This window comes from Streptococcus sp. k-402, from assembly GCF_013277515.1.
Classification (GTDB): domain Bacteria; phylum Bacillota; class Bacilli; order Lactobacillales; family Streptococcaceae; genus Streptococcus.
The window spans coordinates 103,278-127,752 of record NZ_VMNB01000009.1 but is presented as its reverse complement, the minus strand read 5'-3'; the positions used below and the strand labels follow the sequence as shown (position 1 = coordinate 127,752).

Sequence of the window (24,475 nt, the reverse complement as noted above, 5' to 3'; positions counted from 1 at the left end):
CAGTTGACAAAGAGCCAAATAAATGAGCCGGAAGCTAGATAACACTCAATTGTAACCGTCCAATAACGAAGTATATTGAAAAATCTCCAAACTAGAGAACTCACTGATGGTTCCTAATCTGGAGATTTCTTATTTGCACTTTTCTTGTATAGTAGATTGAAATAGGAGACGAACACACTAATTTGACTTCCCCAATTGATTCACCTAATTCCTATTTCATTTTGATGTAACTATTTTTATCGAGACTATAACTCACATACAAAATCTTTAATTTTCGTTTTTAAGAATTTCTTCTAATTTATGATAGTCTTGGACACTATCGATCTCATAGATGCTATTGCCTTCTAACTCTTCAACATAGACATCTAGCTCTTTGATATTGTCCTTAACCATATTGTCCCAGTAGAGATCAACAAATTCACCACTCGCATAGGCCTTGTCAATAAAGCTAACAATTTTTGCTGCTGTTGTAGCATCCCAGAAGGATACACCACTAAGGATACGACCAGCCTTGCTATCAACAATAATGTCTTGAACCTTGTAGTCATCTCCATAGACCAAGAACCATTCGTTGGTACAATCTTCACGATAAACACTAAAATAAGTAGAACGTGTCAAATCATTGCGGAACATATTTTTAAAGAGATAATTGTCAGCATCGATAACGTAACTGTTAGCTAATTCTTCTTTTACAAGATAGAGAGAGTAAAAGTTATTGTAGTCAGCGTATTTATCATTGAAAACGAGGCGAACACCGTATTTCTCTTTTAAATAATCGAATTGTTCTTTAAGATAACCAACAATGATGATGATGTCATTGATTCCCTTTTCTTTTAGAAACTCAATTTGGTATTCAATCAAAGGTTTTTGATTAACCTGAACCAAGGCTTTAGGGGTATTTTCAGTCATAGGACGCAAGCGAGTTCCCAATCCCGCTGCTAAGATGATGGCTTTCACACGAATCTCCTTTATTCTTTAATAATAATATAAACTCCAGCAATAACGACAAGTGACGTAATAATTGTCAGCATATCTAGCGGTGCACCCAAGAAAACAACTGCAAACAAGACAGTCCAAACTACATAACTCACGTTCAAGCCTGTAGCCTTGGCTGGTTGCAAGCGATTGATAGCGATATAATAAGCCAAGTAGGAAATCATATCAAAGGCTGCAAAGACAATCATAAGACCTAGCAATTGTCCATTGGCTACTGCAGTAAATGACTGATGAGAGAAGAGAACAATCACAAGATAGGACAAGAATGAAGTTACTTGACGAATTAAGAGGGCTTCGATTTCACTCAATTCACTTTCCATGGCAAAAGAGCTAAGAACACTCTCACTTCCCCATGCAATAGCACAGACCAAAGCACAGAGAATCCCAATATAGAAAGAATTAACCTGTTCAACCTTATAGGTCTGAGCAATTATCCCTCCAATAATCAAGACAATCCCAAACACAGTATTTTTCGAAATCTTGTGCTTCAAAAAGAAGAAAGCCAATAAAACTGAAATCGCAGGATAGATAGCCGATACAGATGAAGCTAAGGAACTTCCGATATACTTAACCGCATAAAGATTGGCCTGCATACCGATAGGGCCTGCTAGCAAGGCTCCTATGATAACACTCACATTGCGAATATTTAAGAAAATTGAGAGACGAACTTTTCCTTCTTTTACCAAGAGAAAAGCTAGTAAGATAAAGATACTCAAGAAGTCGTGAGCAGCGGCCACCACAAAGGGCGACAAATCTGTAAAAATCGAAAAGATATAAGCACTAATCGTTAGACCTAAACCCCAGAAAATACCTGAGAGTAGACCAAAAGAAACTCCATTTTTATTTTTCATCTGAACCTCCATAATAGGACAAACCTTTAACAGCTCTTTGGTAACGACTCACACCATAGTCACCAAAATCTGCACCTTGCTCTTCCTTATAGACAGTCCATAGACTCCAAATAGCATCTTGTAAAATTTTATAAATGGCAATCTTTTCACGAGAGACAGGTGTTTGCTCACTCTCATAGTGAGACAAGAAGTCTTCTTCCTCTTGACGAGTGAATTCAGACTCTAAAAAGAGTGCTGCCAAATCCCACATTGGATCATTCATTGATGAATATTCCCAGTCAATCAGATAAAGTCGTCCTTGTGGTGACTCGATAAAGTTTTCAGGCACCAAATCGATATGACAAGATTTTCTGTCAACACCTAAGTCAGCCAGTCTTTTCTCTAAAGAAAAGACTTCTTCTCGAACAGCTTCATAGTTGGCATAAGGGATTTTTTCCTCAATCAAGGATTCGTATTTTTTGATTTCTTCAAAAGGAGCAAATTCTCCTCTCAATTCCTTGCCAGACGCATGAATGGTTTGTAAAATTGGAGCAATTTTATCAAATTTGGTCTTAATTGACGTTGAACCAAGCGTAATCGCAGATTCGATATACTCATTTACTTTGATACCAGCTTCAATATCAAAAAGATAATTTTTTACATCTAAGTCTAAATCCTTTAGTAGTTCAAGATTGTACTTTTCATCTTGACGATTGATCAGTTTTTCTGTCCCTTTACCAAAGAATTTAACAATGTATTGCTTATTTGTTGTTTTGACCAAATAGTTTTGATTGGTCATTCCCCCCAATTGTTCGACACTGAGGACTTCCTCTTCTGCACTAAGTAGGGAAGAAATTTTCTCTTTAATGATTTTCTCCACAATTAACCTCCAGCACTTATACTTCCCACTTAAACACGGTTTTAAAGGCTGTGTTTAAATCGGTTGCAAAGACACGGTGAATATCTTTAATTTCTCTTACAGGTTCTTCTAAATAAAGGATATTTTTAAGACGATTTGCGAATTTCTTGACTTCCATCATTTGGATGGCATTTTCAAAATCGATGCGACCAGAACGAGAGGAACCAACCAAGAGCAAGCCTTTTTCTAAGGCATCGCGTGTATTGAGATTGACTTTATACTCGCTAACACCCATCATGAGAATCGTTCCCTGAGGACGAATGTAGCGAATCAGGTCATTTATAGCCGGTCCAGTACCATTACCACCACAACACTCAAAAGCATGGTCAAAGGCCAAATCTTCAGGAATATTATCAGTGATATAGCATTCTTTGGCAAATGAGAAGAGTTCCAATTTTTCCCAATGACGACCAATAACCACAATCTCTGCTTCTGGCAAAGTATAGTTGATAATATTGGCAACCACAAAAGCTAAACTTCCATCTCCGATAACGGCGATTCGGTCACGCTTGCTATGAGCAAGGGTCAATAGACGATTCATGGCATGCATGCCAACACTGACAAACTCTGTAATGGCTGCAACCGTATCTTCGATAGCATCATAAGGCACCACACGATCTTTAGGGAGAGAAACAAACTCTCTCATAAAGCCATCAAATCCACTAGACAAGAAATGGGTCCCTGTCATGTAGTTCTCATAGAATTCTTCATCACTCTGCATAGGAGGCTGATTGGGAATCATGACAACTTTTTGCCCAACCTCATAGGTTCCTGTCGGATCAGAAATAACGGTTCCACATGACTCATGAATCATTGCCATTGGAAGCTTTTTATTCAAAATCTTGGGATCACGTTTTCCCTGGTAGTAACGCTGATCCGCATGACAGACCGCCATATAATTAGGACGGATAAGGATATGATTTTCTTGGTCAATAGCCTCTTCCTGATATTTGACATTGATAAACTTAGGCTTAGTTAGTTGATAAATTTGATTAATCATTTTACTAGTCTTTCTCAATCATACTTTTTGCAATCTTCAAATCTGTTACGGTTGTAATCTTCAGATTTGAATATTCACCCTTGGCCAAGGCTACATCTTTTCCTTTGATCACAAAGATTTTACATGCATCTGTCAAGATTTCCTTCTCTTCACCAGAAAGGGAGCCGTAAAGGTCCATGAAGTCCTTGCAACGGAATGTTTGAGGTGTTTGTCCTTGATAAAGGTGAGCACGATTTGGAATAGCTGTAATAAATTGACCGTTGGTGCTTTCAACGATGGTATCAACCGCTTCTACCACTGTATCCACTGCGTCATGATTTTGGGCAAGTTTAATATTGTCTTGAATCATGCGAAGTGTAATAAATGGACGAACAGAATCGTGGGTAACAACGATATCCTCTGGAGTAAGCGGACGATAAGCATCAATGGCTTCAATGATTTTCTCAATACTTGTATTGCGGTCAGCACCACCTTTTGTAATGATGATACGATCCTTATGAAGAGGAAGATATTTATCTACAAGATCCTCTGCATGGGAAACCCAGTCTCCATGAACCCCAACTACAATTTTTTCAATACTTGGTTCCAAGACAAATTTTTCAATTGTATGAATCAAAATAGGTCGATCACCTAGCTCTAAAAATTGTTTTGGCAAGTTACTGATTCCCATGCGTGTGCCAGTTCCACCAGCAAGAATTCCTGCATAAATCATCTATTTTCTCCTTTGTCTTACTAAAAAAACTTATTCTCTCTATTATACCACAATCTAGTCCTATCATGAAAGAAATACCGGCCCTCCCGTTCTAGAATAGAAGGATTAAGGAGTTCTATTATTCAAAGAAACTAGTCCATTTCTAGTAATGACCAGGAATTCTGTAGTCATTGCTAATAAATGGCTGTGAAATTTTAGAGTTCTTCAGAATAATATACTTTCCTTAAAGAAAACTTAAAATTAAGCTTTGAAAGTTCAAAGTGATTACTTGACTTATACTCAATGAAAATCAAAAAGCAAACTAGGAAGCTAGCCGTAAGCTGTACTTGAGTACGGTAAGGCGACGCTGACGTGGTTTGAATTTGATTTTCGAAGAGTATTACTGCCCTTCATTTCTTATTAGCTGACTTTATGATATAATGAAAAACGAGGTAAATTGAATGAAAAGTATAAAATTAAATGCTCTATCTTACATGGGAATCCGTGTCTTAAATATTATTTTTCCCATCTTAACTGGTACCTATGTCGCGCGTGTCTTGGACCGAACTGACTATGGTTACTTCAACTCTGTCGACACAATTTTGTCATTTTTCTTACCCTTTGCAACTTATGGGGTCTATAACTACGGTTTACGGGCCATCAGTAATGTCAAGGATAACAAAAAAGATCTGAATAGAACCTTCTCGAGTCTTTTTTATTTGTGCATAGCTTGTACGATTTTGACCACTGCTGTCTATATCCTAGCTTATCCTCTCTTCTTTACTGATAATCCAATTATCAAAAAAGTCTACCTTGTTATGGGGATTCAACTCATTGCTCAGATTTTTTCAATTGAATGGGTCAATGAAGCTCTGGAAAATTACAGTTTTCTTTTTTACAAGACTGCCTTCATCCGTATCCTGATGCTGGTCTCTATTTTCCTGTTTGTCAAAAATGAACACGATATTGTTGTCTATACACTTGTGATGAGTTTATCGACACTGATTAACTATCTGATTAGTTATTTTTGGATTAAAAGAGACATTAAGCTTGTTAAGATTCACCTAAGTGATTTTAAACCGCTCTTTCTCCCTTTAACAGCCATGTTGGTCTTTGCAAATGCCAATATGCTCTTCACATTTTTGGATCGTCTCTTCCTCGTTAAAACAGGGATTGATGTTAACGTTAGTTACTACACCATAGCTCAGCGAATTGTGACCGTTATAGCTGGGGTTGTAACAGGAGCTATCGGAGTGAGTGTGCCTCGTCTCAGTTACTATCTAGGAAAAGGCGATAAAGAAGCCTATGTTTCCCTGGTTAATAGAGGTAGTCGAATCTTTAACTTCTTTATCATTCCACTAAGTTTTGGGCTCATGGTTTTAGGACCAAATGCCATCCTACTTTACGGTAGTGAAAAATATATCGGAGGCGGTATCTTAACCTCTCTCTTCGCTTTTCGTACGATTATCCTGGCCTTAGATACCATTCTTGGTTCCCAAATTCTCTTTACAAATGGCTATGAAAAACGTATCACAGTCTACACAGTCTTTGCAGGATTACTCAATTTGGGCTTGAATAGTCTCCTCTTTTTCAACCACATCGTGGCTCCTGAATACTACTTACTGACAACTATGCTATCAGAGGCCTCTCTACTTGTTTTCTATATCATTTTCATCCATAGAAAACAGCTCATCCACTTAGGACATATCTTTAGCTATACTATTCGATACTCGCTCTTTTCACTTTCCTTTGTAGGAATCTATTTCCTGATTAATTTCTTGTATCCTGTGGATATGGTCATTAATTTGCCATTTTTGATTAATACTGGTTTGATTGTCTTGCTATCAGCCATCTCTTATATTGGTCTACTTGTCTTCACCAAAGATAGCATTTTCTATGAATTTTTAAACCATGTCCTAGCCTTAAAAAATAAATTCAAAAAATCTTAGGAGTATAGAATGAAACAACTAACCATTGAAGATGCCAAGCAAATTGAATTAGAAATTTTGGATTATATTGATACTCTCTGTAAAAAGCACAATATCCACTATATTATTAACTACGGTACTCTGATTGGGGCAGTTCGACATGAGGGCTTTATTCCTTGGGACGACGATATTGATTTATCCATGCCTCGAGAAGACTACCAACGATTTATTAACATCTTTCAAAAGGAAAAAAGTAAATACAAACTTTTATCCTTAGAAACGGATAAAAACTACTTTAACAACTTTATCAAAATCACCGACAGTACGACTAAAATTATTGATACTCGGAATACAAAAACCTATGAGTCTGGTGTCTTTATTGACATTTTCCCTATGGATCGCTTTGATGATCCTAAGGTCATTGATACTTGTTACAAACTGGAAAGCTTCAAACTACTGTCTTTCAGTAAACATAAAAATATTGTCTATAAGGATAGCCTTTTAAAAGATTGGATACGAACAGCCTTTTGGTTGCTCCTTCGACCGGTTTCTCCTCGTTATTTTGCACATAAAATCGAGAAAGAAATTCAAAAATATAGCCGTGAGAATGGGCAGTATATGGCTTTTATCCCTTCTAAATTTAAGGAAAAGGAAGTCTTCCCAAGTGGTACTTTTGATAAAACAATCGATTTGCCCTTTGAGAATTTGACCCTTCCTGCGCCAGAAAAATTTGATACTATTTTGACACAATTTTATGGAGATTATATGACCCTACCACCAGAAGAAAAACGCTTCTACAGTCATGAATTTCACGCTTATAAATTGGAGGATTAGGATGCAGTATTTAGAAAAAAAAGAAATTAAAGAAATTCAACTAGCCCTGCTAGACTATATTGATGAGACTTGTAAGAAACATGATATTCCTTATTTTCTCAGTTATGGAACCATGCTTGGAGCTATCCGCCACAAAGGTATGATTCCATGGGATGATGATATTGATATTTCCCTCTATCGTGAAGATTATGAGCGCTTATTGAAGATTATTGAGGAAGAAGACCACCCTCGCTACAAGGTTCTTTCCTACGATACATCTTCTTGGTACTTCCATAATTTCGCATCAATTTTGGATACTTCTACTGTTATCGAAGACCATGTTAAGTACAAGCGTCATGATACCAGCCTTTTCATCGATGTCTTCCCAATTGATCGATTTACAGACTTGAGCATTGTTGACAAGAGCTATAAGTATGTAGCTCTTCGTCAACTAGCTTATATCAAAAAATCACGCGCAGTTCACGGTGATAGCAAGTTAAAAGATTTTCTAAGATTATGTAGCTGGTACGCCCTCCGAGTGGTCAATCCCCGTTACTTTTACAAGAAAATTGATCAACTAGTCAAAAATGCTGCAACCAGCACTCCTCAATATGAAGGAGGAATTGGGATTGGTAAGGAAGGAATGAAAGAAATCTTCCCAGTTGATACTTTTAAAGAACTGATTTTAACCGAGTTTGAAGGTCGTATGTTGCCTGTGCCAAAAAAATATGACCAATTTTTAACCCAGATGTATGGGGATTATATGACACCACCATCAAAGGAAATGCAAGAATGGTATAGTCATAGCATTAAAGCTTATCGCAAAAACTGATTAAGGGCAATTATACAAAGTATTGAGTGAGACTTGGAAAAAACTCAATTGCAGGAAAAAATGAAGTAAGCCCCCCACAACAAAACGCATAATATCAAGGATTTCTACACCTGATATTATGCGTTTTAATTTTTCTTCAATCCATTACAATAGACAAAGAAATCAATTTCTTATAAGTAAAGGAATTTGAAGATAGCTACTGCTGCAATAGGTGCTACTACTGGTACCCAAGAATACCACCATTTTGAATCGCCTTTATGCTCACCAAGAACTGATTTTGGAAGGAAAGCATGAAGGAGACGTGGTCCCAAGTCACGAGCTGGGTTCAAGGCAGGTCCTGTAGGTCCTCCAAGTGATGTTACCAAAGCCATAACGAGGAATCCAAGTGCCAAGTGAGCCACAGAAAGTCCTGAAGCAGTGTGTGGAGCCACCTGTGCTTTAATAGCCAAGTCAGAAAAATCAACTGTTTGTCCTGCTTGTGTTGCCATTTGTTTCATGTATTGAAGCACTTCGGCACCAAAGAAGTTTTTAGTCAAACCAAGAGCTGCAAAGAACAAAACAAATGAACCAACAAACTCGTTTACAAAACCATTAACAGTTGCTGCATAGCGACTTTCTTTTGTACCATGGTCAATACTTGAAATAGTTGAGAAAGTTCCCAAGATGTTATTTGAGTTTTCAGTTTTCAAGTAGAATGGACGGTGTGTTGCCACAACCAAGGCTTGACCAAAGATAGCCCCCAAGACTTGCGCGATAATGTAAGGTACCACTTGTGCCCAAGGGAAAAGACCGCTAACTGCAAGTCCTAGAGTGAAGGCAGGATTGATGTGGTTCCCAGATACGTTACCAAACATCAAGGCTGGGATCATAACCCCCATACCATAACCAACAGCAATGACGATCCAGCCACTTTGGTGACCTTTCGTACCTTTAAGTTCAACGTTGGCAACTGCACCATTCCCAAGAATGATTAAAATGGCAGTTCCCAAAAATTCAGTGGCATATTTAATTGCCCATGTGAAATCCATTTGATAGATTCTCCTTAAAATTTTTTAGATATCTTTTAGCAACTACTTTCCCGAAAGATTGTGACAGAAAACGATTCCAAAGCTTATAAAATAATCTTTGTTTTCAAGATATTCCCAGTTCATTCTGTTATCTGCGCTAATCTGATGCTTTTATATCAATTCCTCCTGATACATAGTATAGGGAATAAGAAGTATCTTTCCCATTCACAAATAAGAGTTTTGCTATGAAAACAAAACTCTATCCTTCTAATGATACAATCTTAACCTGATTTATATAAAAATTCTCGTCACATTGCCATAAAACCTCAGCCATATTTTTGGAGGAAATGGATTTATCGTGATCTGCTCTAATTGTGAGATTATAAGTACTTTCATTTCTGTCCATATCAATATTTAAATTATAAAATCCCTTCTGTTCAATGAGAATATTCAAGGTATATATGGGAGGTTTATTGGTTACAAATCCAGTCATTCTGATATAATAATGGGTATCGCTTTTCAAAAATTTGGAGCTGCTTTTCTGAACAGAGACTACAATTAGACTACAAAATAAGCCTAGAAAAGCAAAACCTGCTCCAATCGCCATTCCAATATCTGCAGTTGCCCAAATACCAGCTACTGTGGTGACAGCACTGATTTTTTATCCCTCATGAAAATAATACCACTAACAATCTGGACCGCAACCCTAGAAGTATCATCATTAGGCGTATCTAAAAAAGCTTCTTTTGATAAAATCATCATTAAATTTGCAGTTAAGACAACCAAAATATGAGTCTTTCTCCCAGCCTGCTTGTGCTTACACTTTCTTTCATAGCCAATTATAAAATCGGAAAAACAAGACAATAAAATGAGAATAATATGTCGGACTTCAATCAGTAGAGCTATCGTATCAAGTATTATTTCCCTCCTCTACCACTCATAATTTTATATTATAGTTCTAGTTAAAACTTTTTTCAAGAGAATATACTTATACTTCGAATTCAAACTGCGTCAACGTCGCCTTTCCATATATATGTGACTGACTTCGTCAGTCTTATTTACAACCTCAAAGCAGTGCTTTGAGCAGCCTGCGGCGAACTTCCTAGTTTGCTCTTTGATTTTCATTGAGTATTAGTTAAAAACAATACATTTTAAAAATAAAAAACCGCAGTTATTGTCGAGTAATAACTTGCAGTTTTCTGTAATATATTAATTCTTACAATCTCTCAAACAGTTCTTGCATTTGCACATCATCTGGAACCAGTTTTAAGTAAGTGTGAGCATGGACTTTTGCTTCTTCAAAATGTCCCAATTCACGCAAGAGATAGATATAGTGTTCCAGAAATTCTGGATTGTCCTTCAAATCTCCTGTCAACACTTGATAATGCTCATAAGCAGTATCCAAATCGTCCATTTCTTGATAAGAACGAGCAATCATCCACTTGGTCAAAAGATTTTCTGGCTCCTCACTCTGCAAGTCTAGAATATCCTCATAACGCTCCTGCTCCAGATAAATAGTGGCTAAACGAAGCAAGATTTCTTCTGTATCCTCAGCGTCTTCTTTTGCAGCAAGAAGATAATTTTCTGCACCACTAGCATCATGCAATTCATAAGAAAATTGTGAAGCAGCCAGCAAGAGGCGAGTTTCAAAGGGATTTTTCTCTAATCCTTGCTTAGCGATACGCAGGGCTTCTTGAACTTGATGTTCCTTATGTAAAGCCTGACTGTACCCATACTCATAGCCTTCAAAGTCAGGAGAAATGGTATCAAGCTGCTTAAAGTAGAGGGTGGCTTTTTGATATTCTTCTTGATCAAAATAAAGACTGGCCAACTCAAAAGCTGTTAAGTCATCGTATTCTAACTCCAGGGCTTTTTCTAAAAACTCAGTAGCCGTTTCAAATTTCCCTAACTGAGCATAGGCAAAGCCAATTCGTTGATAGGTGGAAATGCCCGTTTGCTCATAAATCGAGCGATTATCTAACTGGGCATAGCCTTGAATGGCCTCTTGGTAATTTTCCAACTCACTATCCAACTCTGCCAAGCCCAATATCAAGAGAGGATCCTCTGAATAAGTCAATGCTTCTAGCAACTTCTCACGCGCCACATCTGTCAAACCTTCCATCTGGTAAAGGTCTGCCTTAAGAAGCAAAGCCGACACATACCAGTCACTGTCAGCTTGGATTTCCTCAAGATAGGCAAAGGCTTCCTCGATTTGACCATCCTCGCTAGCAATTGCAGCTAGATTAAGATGAAGCTCTGGAAAATCCTCTACAATTTTCAGGTAAATTTCCTTGGCCTGAGGATAGAAACCAATCCCTTCAAGATAAGTTGCCAACTCATACAGAAGGTCACTTGAATCATTTTCTAAAGCTTCGGCGAAATAATGCTCAGCCTTGGCTAAATCTTGCTCTTCCAAAGCCTGTAACATCTGTTGACTATTGTTCACTCTTGACTTCCTCTCCCTCTAGTTCATATAGGCCACTGACTACCTTATACCATTCGAAAATGGCTGAAATGACAACTTTAGCAGAGGCATAAACTGGAATACCAAGTAAAACTCCCCAGATACCAAACATAGATCCTGAAGTTAACAAAACAAAGAGAACATTAATGGGATGGATGTTTAATTGACTTCCCAAAATCAATGGAGAGACAAAACGGCCTTCAATAGTTTGTTCTACGATAAAGACAATCACTACTTTCAAAAGCATGACTGGACCAGCAATCAAGCCCAATACTAGGGCAGGAAGCATGGCTAGAAAGCTACCAAGATAAGGAACCAGATTTAAAATACCAGCAGTAACACCCAGCGTAACCGCATAGCGTAGACCAATAATCTTGAAGAAGATGATAAACATTACTGCTACAATAATAGCCACTGTCACTTGCCCTCGAACATAGTTGGACAACTGTTGATTCACATCTGATAAAACTTGTCCTACAGGTTCCTTCAATTTTCTTGGCATAAATTGGGTCAAATAGTTACGCAAGCCTTTCCCATCACGCAAGAGATAAAAGAGCATGAAAGGAACGATAATCAAGGCAACAATCACTTGAGAAGCCCCGCTAATAAAGGCACTCACCCAGTTGACTGCCTGAGATGAAACCTTGCTCGCCCAAACTGTAGCCTGGCTAGAAAAATTGGTCAAAACTTGCTCTAACTGAGGTCTGAAATCATCTGGCAGGTGCTGGGCTACCAATCCATTAACAATCCTATCTATATCTTCTAAGTAAACAGGAACATTCCTTGCAAATGTTAAGACCTGACGCTGCAGATTTGGAATAGCTACTGCCAATCCCCAAATAATAAAAAGGGCGATGATGACAAAGACAATAGTGATAGCTATAACACGATTAACCTTATGCTTCTCCATCCAATCAACTATAGGATTTAATAAATAATATAGCAAACCAGATAGAATAACTGGCAACATCACAACTGCTAAAAAGTCTAAAACAGGTGAAAATAGAAAACTAATCTTACTTAAAATAAAAAGATTCAGTCCCAATAATAAGGTTACTAAAAATACCGTAATGGCCTTGTTATCTAAAAACCACTTAAAAAACCAAGATAGGCTAAAATGTTTCTCTTTTGGTTCCATAAATACTTCCTTTCTGTCGTTCTCTCATTATACCATTTTTAAATCAAAATAACTCTTTTTTAAAGTGCTTACATCTAATTGGATGTCTTTATTTGGCTTGTTTTTGTGATATAATAGTCTTATCTTTATGTAGAGGTAACGTTATGAAAGAAACTGTTTATTTTGGAACTTATACACGTCGGACTTCCCAAGGGATTTACAAGGCTGACTTTGATACAGAAACTGGTCAGCTTTCAAATCTAGAACTTTTTGCAGCTGAGCCAAGTCCAACCTACCTTGCCTTTGACCAGCACCAACACCTATACACTGTTGGTAGTCAAAATGGCAAGGGGGGCATTGCAGCCTATCAAATTGACGGGACTTTGTTAAATCATGTTGTTGAGGAGGGAGCTCCCCACTGTTATGTTGCTGTCGATGAAAAGCGTAATTTGGTCTATGCAGCCAACTACCATAAAGGACAGGTACTGGTTTATAAACGTCAGGAAGATGGGAGTCTTCTGCTTAGTGATGTGGATCAACACAGTGGCCAAGGTCCACATGAAAATCAAGCATCTCCCCATGTTCACTTTACAGATTTAACACCTGACCACTATCTAGTGACCTGCGACTTGGGAACGGACCAAGTCATCACTTATGACCTTGACCAAGAAGGAAAATTATCTAAGCTCTACACCTATCACAGCCAGTCAGGAGCAGGCTCACGCCATATCGTTTTCCATAGCCACTATAAAATCGCTTATCTGATTTGTGAACTCAATAGTACTATCGAGGTTTTAATCTACGATGGCGTTGGCGAATTTGAACGTATGCAGGTCATTTCAACTTTACCAGAAGCTTACGAAGGCTTTAATGGAACCGCTGCTATTCGTCTCTCTAAAGACGGTAAATACCTCTACGCTTCTAACCGTGGTCATGATTCTATCGCAGTATATACCATCCTTGCGGACGGTAGCTTAGAGTTATTAGAAATCGTTCCAACACATGGTAAAACCCCACGTGATTTTGATTTGACACCTGACCAAAAATTTCTCATTGCTGTCCATCAAGACTCTGACAATGCAACTGTCTTTAAACGTAATTGTGACAATGGTCGTCTAGCAGAACTCTCCAACGACTTCCATATTCCCGAAGCAGTCTGCATCCGTTTTGCTCCTTAATACTCTTCAAAAATCTCTTCAAACCACGTCAGCGTCGCCTTACCGTAGGTATGGTTACTGACTTCGTCAGTTCTATCCACAACCTCAAAACTGTGTTTTGAGCTGACTTCGTCAGTTCTATCTGCAACCTGTGGCTAGCTTCCTGGCTTGCTTTTTGATTTTTATTGAGTACAAAACACCATAAAAAATGAACTTGGTATTTTCAAGTTCATTTTTTCTTATAGTCTATTTCCGACATTAATACGGTTAATGGCACGTTGCAGTGCAATCTTCGCACGACGTTCTTGGTCAATCAAGTGTTTGTCTTGTGCTTCTTCAATTGCACGTTCTGCACGAAGTTTGGCACGTTCTGCACGACTGATATCGATATCACGAGCACGTTCTGCAGAGTCAGCGACGATTGTAATCATATCATTGGCAATTTCAATAACGCCACCATTTACTGCAATCCAGTTCACGTGATCTTCGTCATCAATACGTTTTACCTTTACTTCATCAACTGCTAAAACCGCAATCATATTTTCATGTCGTGGCAAGATCCCCATCTCACCATCCAGAGTTCGAACCGATACATAGCTGGCATGGTGATCATAGACGAGGCCATCTGGTGTCACGATCTGGACAGTTAACTGAGCCATAGATCACCTCTTAAAATCCCATTTTTTCAGCTTTTGCAATCACATCTTCGATAGAACCTACACCACGGAAGGCATCTTCTGGCAAGTGGTCATATTTACCATCAAGGATTTCCTTAAAGCCACGTACAGTTTCAGCAACTGGAACATAAGAACCTGGCTGACCAGTAAATTGTTCTGCAACGTTGAAGTTTTGTGACAAGAAGAACTGGATACGACGGGCACGTGCAACCAAGGTCTTTTCTTCATCAGAAAGCTCATCCATACCAAGGATAGCAATGATATCTTGCAATTCATGGTAACGTTGAAGGACACGTTTTACTTCAGCAGCAACTGCATAGTGCTCTTCTCCAACGATTTCAGGTGCCAAGGCACGTGAACTTGAAGCAAGTGGGTCAACGGCTGGGTAGATACCCAATTGTACCAACTTACGTTCCAAGTTTGTTGTTGAATCCAAGTGAGCGAAGGCTGTTGCTGGCGCTGGGTCAGTATAGTCATCCGCTGGCACATAGATAGCCTGGATAGAGGTTACAGACCCCTTCTTAGTTGATGTAATACGCTCTTGCAATTGACCCATTTCCGTAGCAAGTGTTGGTTGGTAACCAACGGCTGATGGCATACGACCCAAAAGGGCAGATACTTCAGAACCAGCCTGAGTGAAACGGAAGATATTATCGATAAAGAGAAGCACGTCTTGGCCTTCTACATCACGGAAGTATTCAGCGATTGTCAAACCAGTAAGGGCAACACGCATACGTGCTCCTGGTGGCTCATTCATCTGACCAAATACCATGGCTGTTTTCTCGATAACGCCTGATTCTTTCATTTCCCAGTAAAGGTCATTCCCCTCACGAGTACGTTCCCCAACACCGGTAAATACTGAAATACCACCGTGTTCTTGGGCAATGTTGTGAATCAATTCTTGGATCAAGACGGTTTTTCCAACTCCGGCACCACCGAAAAGTCCAACCTTACCACCTTTTAAGTAAGGGGCAAGAAGGTCGATAACCTTAATCCCTGTTTCAAGGATTTCAGAAGAGGTAGACAACTCATCAAAAGTTGGAGCTTTTTTATGAATTGGCTGACGCTCTGCATCTTCTGTAAAAGGAGCTTCCAAGTCAATGGTATCTCCCAAAACATTGAAGACACGTCCCAAAGTTTCTTTACCTACTGGTACAGAGATTGGACGACCTGTGTCCAATACTTCCATTCCACGAGTCAACCCATCTGTTGATTCCATGGCGATAGTACGAACCATACCATCTCCCAACTCCAAGGCTACTTCAAGGACGATTTTTGTTTTTCTTTCGTCATTTTTGTAGACGACAAGTGCATTGTTAATCTCAGGAAGTTTTTCCCCTGCTGCAAACAAGACGTCTACAACGGGTCCGATAACCTGAGCAATTTTACCTGAACTCATCTCCTTCTCCTATTCTATATAAGATACTGTCGGTCCCTAGCTCAACTAGGTCCTAAGTTCATTTTCATACGAGCTGGACTAGAGCCTATTCTAAGGCACTAGCTCCTGCTACGATTTCTGTAATTTCTTGTGTAATCGCCGCCTGTCTGGCACGGTTATACTGAATTGTCAAATCATTGATGACTTTCTTAGCATTATCTGTCGCTGTTTGCATGGCTGTCATACCAGCAGCATTTTCAGCTGTCTTGGCATCGATAATGGCACCGTAAATCATACTTTCTGCAAACTGTGGCAACAACTGCTCCAAAATTTCTTCTCGGCTGGTTTCCAATTCAAAAGTCAAGCTATACTCTTCATCCGCTTCATTTGGATCCAAGTCAACAATCGGAAGCATTTGTTCCACACGCATTTGACTGGTTAGCGTGTTGACATGGTGGTTATAGCAGACATAAAGTTCATCAAAAAGTTCATTTTGGTACATTTCAACAGTTTTTGAAATAATCTTACGAACTTGATCAAAGCTAGGTTGGTCTGCCAAGCCACGTAGTTCATAAAGTGGTTGAATACCACGAGCCTTAAAGAAATCAGCTCCCATTCCACCAATACAGATCATTTCAAAACCTGTACCGTCTGGGTGGTATTCTTCTTTCAACTCCATAACGGCTTTCAGAATAGAGGAATTATAACCTCCAACCAAACCGCGGTCTGAAGTGATGACGATATAGCCTGTCTTCTTCACAGGACGGCTAATCAACATGGGATTAGTTGAACCACCAGCTCCATTACCATGAAGGATATCTGTCAAAAGTTTACGCACTTTCTGAGCGTAAACTTGGAAGTTACGAGCTGCTTCTTCAGAGCGACCTAGCTTAGCAGCCGATACCATTTGCATGGCATTAGTGATTTGACTCGTATTTTTTGTTGAGGCGATTTTTGTTTTAATATCATTTAGAGATACTGCCATCTGACACCTCTATTCTTATTGGAAGCTAGATTGATTGAGAAACTCTGTAATCGCAGCATCCAAGACTGCTTCTTCTGGCAAGTCTTTTGTATCACGAATGGTTTCCAAAATCTCTGGATGTTGAGCATCAAAGAAGGCATGGAACTCTTCCTCGAAACGAACAATATCATCTACTGGAACAGTATCCAAGAAACCATGTGTCAAAGCATAAAGAATGGTTACTTGTTTCTCAACAGGTAATGGTTTGTGAACAGGTTGTTTCAAGACCTCAACGGTACGACGTCCACGGTTCAACTTAGCCTGTGTTGCTGCGTCCAAGTCAGAACCAAACTTAGTGAAGGCTTCCAACTCACGGTATGAAGCAAGGTCGATACGAAGTGTACCAGCAACCTTCTTCATGGCTTTGATTTGTGCAGAACCACCTACACGAGATACAGATGAACCCGCATCAATGGCTGGACGAATCCCCGCATTGAAGAGGCCATCGCCAAGGAAGATTTGTCCATCAGTGATAGAAATCACGTTGGTTGCGATATAGGCTGAGATATCTCCTGCTTGTGTCTCGATAAATGGTAGGGCTGTAATTGATCCACCACCAAGTTCATCAGAAACTTTAGCTGAGCGCTCAAGCAAACGGCTGTGAAGATAGAAAACATCCCCTGGGAAGGCTTCACGACCTGGAGGACGACGAAGCAAGAGAGACAGTTCACGATAAGCTACCGCTTGTTTTGAAAGATCATCATAAACGATCAAAACATGCTTACCTTGGTACATAAATTCTTCCGCCATGGCAACCCCAGCATAAGGAGCTAGGAAGAGCAATGGAGATGGTTGTGAAGCAGAGGCTGTCACAACGATTGTGTAATCCAAGGCACCGTACTGACGTAGTGTTTCTACTTGTGTACGAACTGTTGATTCTTTTTGTCCAATTGCGACATAGATACAGATCATATCTTGATCTTTTTGGTTCAAGATTGTATCAATCGCAATGGTTGTTTTCCCTGTCTGACGGTCACCGATAATCAACTCACGTTGACCACGACCAATCGGTACAAGGGCGTCAATAGCTTTCAAACCAGTTTGCAATGGTTCTGAGACTGACTTACGTTGCATAACACCAGGAGCTGGTGCTTCTACTGGACGAGTTTTATCAGTGTGGATTTCTCCAAGACCGTCAACTGGACGACCAAGCGGATCCACAACACGACCAATCAGACTTTCACCTACTGGGACTTCCATGATTTTCCCTGTACGGCGGATTGTATCGCCTTCACGAATATCTGTAAAGTCACCTAGGATGATAATACCAACGTCTGTTGACTCCAAGTTTTGAGCCATACCATAAGAGCCGTTTTCAAAAATCAACAACTCTCCACTCATGGCATTTTCAAGGCCATGAGCACGCGCGATACCGTCCCCGATATAGGTTACAACACCTGTTTCAGTCACATCAAAATTGGGTTTGAAATTTTCAATTTGTTGCTTAATTAAAGCGCTGATTTCTTGTGCGTTAATTGCCAAAAGAACACCACTTTCTATTTCAAATTTTCTTTAACAACTTTAAGTTGTTGTTTAATACTCACATCAATTGTCTTGTGATTGGCAAAAATAACAAAACCACCAATGAGACTTTCATCGATTTGTTCTTTTACACTCCTTACTTTCAGAGACATTTTCTTCTCAATCAAAGGGAGCAAACGACTCTTTTGTTCATCAGTTAGAGGATGAGCAGCAGTAATCGTCACTTCAAATCGATTTGTTTCTTTTTCAAGTCGGTCCAAGCAATCTACAAGCACATCATAAAAAAGATTTGCTCTGTGATTGTAGACCAGAACCTGGATAAAGTTTTGTAATAAAGGTGACACAGAGTCTTGGAAAAAAGCAATCGTTTTTTTCTTGTCAGACTCATCTACTGTCACTTTTTTTAAAAAAGAAGGTAAACCTGTTTCTTCAGCAACTTGCTTGATTTGAGTCAAGTCTGAAAAGATACGGGCTTCTTCTCCTTTTTCAAGTACCAATTGGACAAAAGGCATGCTGTATTTTTCAATTACCTTTACTGTTTTCTTGTCCATTAAGCTTCTCCTAGCTGATCGATATACTGATCAATGAGTTCTTTATGGGCATGACCGTCAAGGTTTTGTGAGATGATTTTACCAGCTAGGCTGATGGTCAAATCTGCTACCTCACCCTTAACGCTTTGTAAAGCTTCAGCTTTGTTTTGAGCAATTTCTTGGTTTGCTTTTTCTTTTAAGCGTCCTGCTTCTAGTTTAGCATCTGCTAAGATATTAGCCTTACTTTGCTCAGCTGTTTCCTTTGCATTTTCAATGATTGTCTTAGCTTCTTTACGGCTACCAGCCAATTCATCTTCGCGTTTTTGAGCCAATACTTCTGCTTTTTGACGGGCTTCTTCAGCTCTGTCAATATCTGAAGCAATTTTTTCAGCTCTTTCTTCGAAAATGCCTGTAATATTAGACCATGCAAATTTTTTAATCAAGACTAGCAAAAGAATAAAAGAGCCAGTGATTAAAATAAAATTACCAATCAATTCACCTACTGTTACGTGCATCAGTTACTCCTTTCTATTCCTCTTCAATATTAATCTTATTCCCTAAATACACAGATGTCAAAAGAGTAAAGACATAAGCTTGGATGCAGGAAATAAAGACAGAAAATGCAGTCCAAGCCAAATTAGCTCCAAAGGCTACTGGATACCAATAAATAGCTTGGTGGGAAAGAAGAAGTAACAAACTCGTCATGACCTCTCCTGCAAAGATATTCCCAAAAATCCGCAAAGCCAAAGATAAGAAGTTTGTAAATTCTTCCAAGATATTCATCGGTATGACAAAAACAGGACTCATAAAAGATTTTATACTTTTTTTAAATCCACGACGACGAACGCTTTCTATATGTGTCAACAAAATGACAAGAAAAGATAAGGTTAAGTCATACTGTAAATTAGCGGTTGGCGAACTCCACCAGTTAGTCCCATCGATCGTTTGAAGCTTTGTCATTAAGCCAAGGTTATTGGCAATCACCATGAAAAGAAATAAACAAAGGAAAAAGAGTGAGTAATCTTTCATGTAGCGCGAACCAATGTTAGGTTCTGTAAATCCAATAACAAAGTCATAGACATACTCAAGTACATTTTGCTTTCCTTTGGGTTTCAAGGTCATATTGCGGCTTGCCCAATAAATAAAGACAAAAATAACTCCCACAATCAACAAGGTCATGGCTAACATAGTCAGATTGAAGATAACAGGACCAATAGAGATGATTGGATTAATACTTTCTTCCATCTAAAATCCTCCCTTTTCTTCTCGTTCCATGTATTTATTTGATAATAAATGAGAAGACAAGAGTTACAAAGAAAGTTCCTTCAATAAAGGCAACACCTAAAAACATCAAACTACGAAACTCAGAAAGCATATCTGGTTGGCGTGCTACTGATTTAAACAGTCCATTCATCAATAAACCTTCACCGACAGATACGCCCATACAGGCAATACATAAGCCTAAAAATGTTAAATTCATAACGAATTCTCCTTTAAAATAAAATTTACTTACTTAGTGTAGTCCTAAAATTTAAATTTGTCAACTTTTAACCGCTATTGGAAGCGTTTAATAAAAATTATTTCCATTTTCTTTCGGATTTCACTCTATTCTGAAAAACTCGAGAGGGGAATCTCGGATTAAGGTCAATCTATTGTTAGTAGTTCTTATTTAATGTTTATTAAGCACGAACTGTGACGCTGGTTCCATCTTCCTTATAAAGATTGATAAGCCCCTCTTTAAGAGCTCGAACCATGTCTCCTGCTTGAACAGGTTGAGGCACCTTGATTGTCAAGAGTTCCATTGGATTTGGAGCGCGATCGATTTTATTGCCTTTTGCATCATGCAAATCTTCAATATAAGTTTCAAAATGACGGAAACCTGGGCCATAAAACTCAACTTGGTCGCCTTCGTTAATAACGTTCCGTTGACGAATAGTTGCTGTTTGTGTCGCATCATCATAAGAAACCACTTCAGCGACAAACTTATACTCAGGAATTTTACGACGAGCACCAAACAACTGCTCATTTTCAGATGGTGTACCGTAGTAGAAACCTGTTGCTAATTCACGTTGGGCAACCTTCCACATCTCGTCCACCAAATCTTGTTTGATAGCTTCAAACTTTTCAGGACTTTCAAGATAGGCATCCACAGCCGCCTTGTAGCAGTTGGTTACTGTTGATACGTAGTGAATAGACTTCATACGCCCTTCAATCTTAAGACTGTCCACACCATTTTCAATCATATCTGGGATATGGTCAATCATAGACATGTCAACGGCTGACATCGAAAATTCTTCTGGAATTTCACCTTTCAAGCTCTTGCGTTCTTGACCAAATGGCATATCGTAAAGGTCGTATTTCCAACGGCAAGACTGAGAACAGCCACCACGGTTGGCATCACGCATACTCATGTGGTTAGAAAGGGTACAACGACCAGAGTAAGAAATACACATGGCTCCGTGGACAAAGGCTTCAATCTCAACATCTGTACGTTTGCGGATTTCAGCTAATTCTTCCATTGAAACCTCACGCGCTAAAACGACACGAGTCAAGCCTAGCTCTTTCCAGAACTCAAGGGTTTCATAGTTAGTCGCACTTGCTTGAGTGGAAAGGTGGATTTCAAGACCTGGTGCTTCTGTTGCTGCAATCATAATCAAGGCTGGGTCAGATACGATAACTGCTGCAATCCCGATATCACGCAGTTTACGGAACCACTCACCAGCACCAGCTTCATTTCCTTCGTGCATAACCATATTGGCAGCCACATAAACCTTGGCACCATACTTGGCCGCAAACTGGACACCTTCTTCCATCTGTTCAAAGGTAAAGTTTCCGGCACGGCTACGAAGACCATAGGCCTGACCGCCAATAAAGACAGCATCTGCTCCATACTGAACAGCTACTTTTAGCTTCTCTAAAGTCCCTGCAGGTGATAAAACCTCAGGACGTTTTAATGTTTTTGTCATGTTTTCTCCTATTTGCAATATAAAAGTTTGACGTTTTTCCTTCTCATTTTATAGTAAATAAGCGATAAAATCAAGCCTAGACAGATTGTTTTGACAATTCTAATCTTTTAAGCTTTGCATAATAGCTGTTAAACAGTCGAAAATTAACCCAGTTTTAACAAGTAGCCAAAAAGTCTAGAAAAGTAAAAACCAGTATCCAATGATACTGGCTCACTAAACTACATAAATGAGTCCTTAGATGACTACTCCCACTCAACAGTTGCAGGTGGTTTACTTGTAATATCATAGACGATGCGGTTAACATGATCCACTTCGTTTACGATACGTACAGAAATCTTTTGAAGGACATCCCAAGGAATTTTGGCAAAATCAGCAGTCATACCATCAATAGAGGTGATGGCACGGATTGCAATTGTATAGTCATACGTACGACCGTCACCCATAACACCAACTGAACGAACACCTGTGTTAACAGTGAAGTATTGCCAGATATCGCGGTCAAGACCAGCCTTTGCAATTTCTTCACGAAGGATAGCGTCTGACTCACGAACAGTTTCCAGTTTCTCCTCAGTTATTTCACCCATGACACGGATAGCAAGACCTGGTCCTGGGAATGGTTGGCGCCATACGATATAGTCTGGCATACCAAGCTCTGTACCAAGGGCACGAACTTCGTCTTTATAAAGAGTGTTGAGTGGTTCAATCAGTTCAAACTGCATGTCTTCTGGAAGACCACCCACGTTGTGGTGTGACTTGATAGTTTGAGCTGTATCTGTACCAGACTCGATAACGTCTGTATATAAGGTACCTTGAGCAAGGAATTTCACATCTTTGAGCTTGCTTGCTTCGTCATCAAAGACATAGACAAACTCGTTACCGATGATTTTACGTTTTTGTTCAGGGTCAGAAACGCCAGCAAGTTTGTCAAGGAAACGTTTAGCAGCGTCTGCTTTGACGATATTCAAACCAAACTTACCACCAAGCATGTCCATAACTTGGTCCGCTTCTCCTTTACGAAGAAGACCGTGATCCACGAAGATACAGATCAATTGATCGCCAATCGCTTTTTGGAGAAGAACTCCAACAACTGAAGAGTCAACACCACCTGATAGACCAAGAAGGACACGTTTATCACCGACGGTTTCACGAATTTTTTGGATCTGCATATCAATGAAGTTATCCATTGACCAATCGCCTTTAGCCTTACAAATGTTAAGGGCAAAGTTACGAAGGATATCATTTCCGTATATAGAATGGCGAACTTCAGGGTGGAATTGGATACCGTAAATGTGTTTATCTGGGTTTTCAATGGCTGCATAAGGGCAGTCAGCTGATGTTCCAGTACGAACAAAGTCAGCAGGAATTTCAGTAACCGCATCACCATGGCTCATCAAAACAGTCTGTTCATCAGGTGTTGATTCAAAAAGCGCTGATGGTGTGTGAGTTAGGGTTGATTGACCGTATTCACGATTCCCAGCGTCACCTGCAGGGACAACTTTTCCTCCAAGTTTATGGGTCAATAACTGCATACCATAACAAATTCCCAAAATAGGAATTCCGAGTTCGAAGATTTCTGGGTCAATATCAAATGAACCATCTTCGTATACAGAGTTTGGACCACCTGATAGGATAATTCCTACAGGATTGATTTCACGAACTTCAGCAGCTGAAATTTTATGGCTCTTTAGTTCTGAAAAAACGCCAATCTCACGGATACGGCGTGAAATCAGCTGGTTATATTGGCTACCATAGTCCAGCACGATGATTTTTTCTACATCTTGCAAATCAGTTGATATGTTGCTCATCTTTTTCCTTTCTCAAAAGAAATATCTTTTTTCAATATTCTATCACAAATAAGGGTGAATTACCAACTAAACAAGGCGAAGATTGACTTTTTCTAGTTTATTAGGGTACAATAGAGAAAAGATAGAAATGAAGTGAAAAATATGCTACCCGCTTATATGAAAATCCATGATCAGATTAAAAAGGATATTGACGAACATCGTTGGGCTATTGGGGAGAGGCTTCCCAGTGAACGAGATTTAGCAGAGCAGTTTGCGGTCAGCCGCATGACCCTCCGCCAAGCCGTATCTCTATTAGTCGAAGAAGGCGTCTTAGAGCGCCGTGTAGGAAGTGGCACCTTTGTATCCAGTACACGTGTACAAGAAAAGATGAGAGGGACAACCAGTTTTACTGAAATTGTTAAGTCCCAAGGTAAAGTTCCCTCTAGCCAACTCATTTCCTACAGAAAAACCATTCCCAATGAGCAGGAAGTTGCCAAGCTAGGTATTTCTCCAACGGAGAATATTATCCGAATGGAGCGGGTTCGCTATGCGGATCAAATTCCTCTGGTTTATGAAGTTGCTTCTATTCCTGAAAAATTCATTAAGGACTTTAAAAAAGAAGAAATCACTAGTCATTTCTTCCAGACTCTACAAAAACATGGCTATCGTATCGGCAAATCTCAACAGACTATTTATGCTCGCCTCGCTAAAGAAAAAATTGCCCACTATTTGGAAGTTGAAAAAGGACATGCTATTCTTGGTCTGACTCAGGTTTCTTACCTAGAAGATGGTACTGCTTTTGAATACGTAAAAAGTCAGTATGTAGGCGAACGTTTTGAATTTTATCTTGAAAACAATTAATACTCTTCGAAAATCTCTT

At 39.3% G+C, this 24,475-nt stretch carries 25 protein-coding genes; 5 read left to right on the top strand and 20 right to left on the bottom strand.

Annotated elements, in window-relative coordinates:
- Positions 1 to 267: 267 nt before the first annotated feature.
- From HT724_RS07305 to HT724_RS07285, 5 genes are read right to left on the bottom strand one after another with little or no spacing between them, the layout of a single operon-like run.
- Complete coding sequence (locus HT724_RS07305) at positions 268 to 957, bottom strand: sugar phosphate nucleotidyltransferase (protein WP_173275918.1); 690 nt, start codon at positions 955 to 957, stop codon at positions 268 to 270.
- 11 nt (positions 958 to 968) lie between these two features.
- A complete protein-coding gene (locus HT724_RS07300) occupies positions 969 to 1,847 on the bottom strand; it encodes a DMT family transporter (RefSeq protein WP_164226567.1) in 879 nt (292 codons plus the stop codon).
- Positions 1,837 to 2,706 carry a phosphotransferase gene (locus HT724_RS07295; protein ID WP_173275915.1) on the bottom strand — a complete coding sequence of 290 codons (870 nt, stop codon included), beginning with the start codon at positions 2,704 to 2,706 and terminating at the stop codon, positions 1,837 to 1,839. Before HT724_RS07295 ends, HT724_RS07300 begins: the two co-directional genes overlap by 11 nt.
- A gap of 16 nt (positions 2,707 to 2,722) precedes the next feature.
- Positions 2,723 to 3,745 (bottom strand): ribitol-5-phosphate dehydrogenase, encoded by a 1,023-nt coding sequence (locus HT724_RS07290; RefSeq protein ID WP_173275912.1) that lies wholly within the window; start codon positions 3,743 to 3,745, stop codon positions 2,723 to 2,725.
- Positions 3,746 to 3,749: 4 nt separating this feature from the next.
- Positions 3,750 to 4,457 (bottom strand): 2-C-methyl-D-erythritol 4-phosphate cytidylyltransferase, encoded by a 708-nt coding sequence (locus tag HT724_RS07285; RefSeq protein WP_000638486.1) that lies wholly within the window; start codon positions 4,455 to 4,457, stop codon positions 3,750 to 3,752.
- A gap of 440 nt (positions 4,458 to 4,897) precedes the next feature.
- On the opposite strand from HT724_RS07285, the gene tacF reads away from it, so the two are divergent.
- The 3 genes from tacF to HT724_RS07270 are packed head-to-tail and all read left to right on the top strand — an operon-like array spanning position 4,898 to position 8,009.
- Positions 4,898 to 6,385 (top strand): type IV teichoic acid flippase TacF, encoded by a 1,488-nt coding sequence (gene tacF / locus HT724_RS07280; RefSeq protein ID WP_173275909.1) that lies wholly within the window; start codon positions 4,898 to 4,900, stop codon positions 6,383 to 6,385.
- A gap of 9 nt (positions 6,386 to 6,394) precedes the next feature.
- On the top strand, positions 6,395 to 7,198 hold the full coding sequence (locus HT724_RS07275; protein ID WP_173275906.1) for a phosphorylcholine transferase LicD: 804 nt from the start codon (positions 6,395 to 6,397) through the stop codon (positions 7,196 to 7,198).
- 1 nt (position 7,199) lies between these two features.
- The gene (locus tag HT724_RS07270) at positions 7,200 to 8,009 is read left to right on the top strand and encodes a phosphorylcholine transferase LicD (protein WP_173275903.1); all 810 of its coding nucleotides are present in this window, start codon (positions 7,200 to 7,202) and stop codon (positions 8,007 to 8,009) included.
- A 170-nt stretch (positions 8,010 to 8,179) separates the two neighbouring features.
- Here HT724_RS07270 and gla read toward each other — a convergent pair whose 3' ends face one another.
- From gla to HT724_RS07250, 5 genes are all read right to left on the bottom strand, one after another.
- Entirely contained in the window at positions 8,180 to 9,037 is an 858-nt protein-coding gene (gene gla, locus HT724_RS07265; protein WP_173275900.1) for an aquaglyceroporin Gla, read from the bottom strand.
- A 238-nt stretch (positions 9,038 to 9,275) separates the two neighbouring features.
- Positions 9,276 to 9,623: a hypothetical protein gene (locus tag HT724_RS10285; RefSeq protein ID WP_240146938.1), complete on the bottom strand. Its 348-nt coding sequence runs from the start codon at positions 9,621 to 9,623 to the stop codon at positions 9,276 to 9,278.
- A gap of 29 nt (positions 9,624 to 9,652) precedes the next feature.
- Positions 9,653 to 9,880, bottom strand: coding sequence for an MgtC/SapB family protein (locus HT724_RS10280; protein WP_240146939.1), 228 nt, complete (start codon positions 9,878 to 9,880; stop codon positions 9,653 to 9,655).
- Positions 9,881 to 10,232: 352 nt separating this feature from the next.
- Entirely contained in the window at positions 10,233 to 11,462 is a 1,230-nt protein-coding gene (locus HT724_RS07255) for a tetratricopeptide repeat protein (protein ID WP_173275897.1), read from the bottom strand.
- A complete protein-coding gene (locus tag HT724_RS07250; protein WP_173275894.1) occupies positions 11,452 to 12,618 on the bottom strand; it encodes an AI-2E family transporter in 1,167 nt (388 codons plus the stop codon). The genes HT724_RS07255 and HT724_RS07250 overlap by 11 nt, the downstream gene beginning before the upstream one ends.
- A gap of 143 nt (positions 12,619 to 12,761) precedes the next feature.
- On the opposite strand from HT724_RS07250, the gene HT724_RS07245 reads away from it, so the two are divergent.
- Complete coding sequence (locus HT724_RS07245; protein WP_173275891.1) at positions 12,762 to 13,775, top strand: lactonase family protein; 1,014 nt, start codon at positions 12,762 to 12,764, stop codon at positions 13,773 to 13,775.
- 218 nt (positions 13,776 to 13,993) lie between these two features.
- On the opposite strand, the gene HT724_RS07240 is transcribed toward HT724_RS07245, so the two are convergent.
- The 10 genes from HT724_RS07240 to guaA form a co-directional block, all read right to left on the bottom strand.
- Positions 13,994 to 14,413, bottom strand: a complete 420-nt coding sequence (locus HT724_RS07240) for a F0F1 ATP synthase subunit epsilon (RefSeq protein WP_000068041.1) — start codon at positions 14,411 to 14,413, stop codon at positions 13,994 to 13,996.
- A 10-nt stretch (positions 14,414 to 14,423) separates the two neighbouring features.
- Positions 14,424 to 15,830: a F0F1 ATP synthase subunit beta gene (gene atpD / locus HT724_RS07235; protein ID WP_000094360.1), complete on the bottom strand. Its 1,407-nt coding sequence runs from the start codon at positions 15,828 to 15,830 to the stop codon at positions 14,424 to 14,426.
- Positions 15,831 to 15,915: 85 nt separating this feature from the next.
- Complete coding sequence (locus HT724_RS07230) at positions 15,916 to 16,794, bottom strand: F0F1 ATP synthase subunit gamma (RefSeq protein WP_000301223.1); 879 nt, start codon at positions 16,792 to 16,794, stop codon at positions 15,916 to 15,918.
- Positions 16,795 to 16,809: 15 nt separating this feature from the next.
- Entirely contained in the window at positions 16,810 to 18,315 is a 1,506-nt protein-coding gene (gene atpA / locus HT724_RS07225; RefSeq protein ID WP_173253306.1) for a F0F1 ATP synthase subunit alpha, read from the bottom strand.
- Between the two features lie 14 nt (positions 18,316 to 18,329).
- Entirely contained in the window at positions 18,330 to 18,866 is a 537-nt protein-coding gene (locus HT724_RS07220) for a F0F1 ATP synthase subunit delta (RefSeq protein WP_023941011.1), read from the bottom strand.
- Entirely contained in the window at positions 18,866 to 19,360 is a 495-nt protein-coding gene (gene atpF / locus HT724_RS07215) for a F0F1 ATP synthase subunit B (RefSeq protein ID WP_023941012.1), read from the bottom strand. The genes HT724_RS07220 and atpF overlap by 1 nt, the downstream gene beginning before the upstream one ends.
- A 13-nt stretch (positions 19,361 to 19,373) precedes the next feature.
- On the bottom strand, positions 19,374 to 20,090 hold the full coding sequence (atpB, locus tag HT724_RS07210) for a F0F1 ATP synthase subunit A (protein WP_000392851.1): 717 nt from the start codon (positions 20,088 to 20,090) through the stop codon (positions 19,374 to 19,376).
- Positions 20,091 to 20,124: 34 nt separating this feature from the next.
- Positions 20,125 to 20,325: a F0F1 ATP synthase subunit C gene (locus HT724_RS07205; RefSeq protein WP_001054562.1), complete on the bottom strand. Its 201-nt coding sequence runs from the start codon at positions 20,323 to 20,325 to the stop codon at positions 20,125 to 20,127.
- A gap of 199 nt (positions 20,326 to 20,524) precedes the next feature.
- Positions 20,525 to 21,811 (bottom strand): U32 family peptidase, encoded by a 1,287-nt coding sequence (locus HT724_RS07200; RefSeq protein ID WP_000169096.1) that lies wholly within the window; start codon positions 21,809 to 21,811, stop codon positions 20,525 to 20,527.
- 242 nt (positions 21,812 to 22,053) lie between these two features.
- Positions 22,054 to 23,616, bottom strand: a complete 1,563-nt coding sequence (gene guaA, locus HT724_RS07195; protein WP_173275888.1) for a glutamine-hydrolyzing GMP synthase — start codon at positions 23,614 to 23,616, stop codon at positions 22,054 to 22,056.
- Between the two features lie 141 nt (positions 23,617 to 23,757).
- Here guaA and HT724_RS07190 point away from each other — a divergent pair, with 141 nt between their 5' ends.
- On the top strand, positions 23,758 to 24,456 hold the full coding sequence (locus HT724_RS07190) for a GntR family transcriptional regulator (protein WP_061438851.1): 699 nt from the start codon (positions 23,758 to 23,760) through the stop codon (positions 24,454 to 24,456).
- Positions 24,457 to 24,475: the final 19 nt, after the last annotated feature.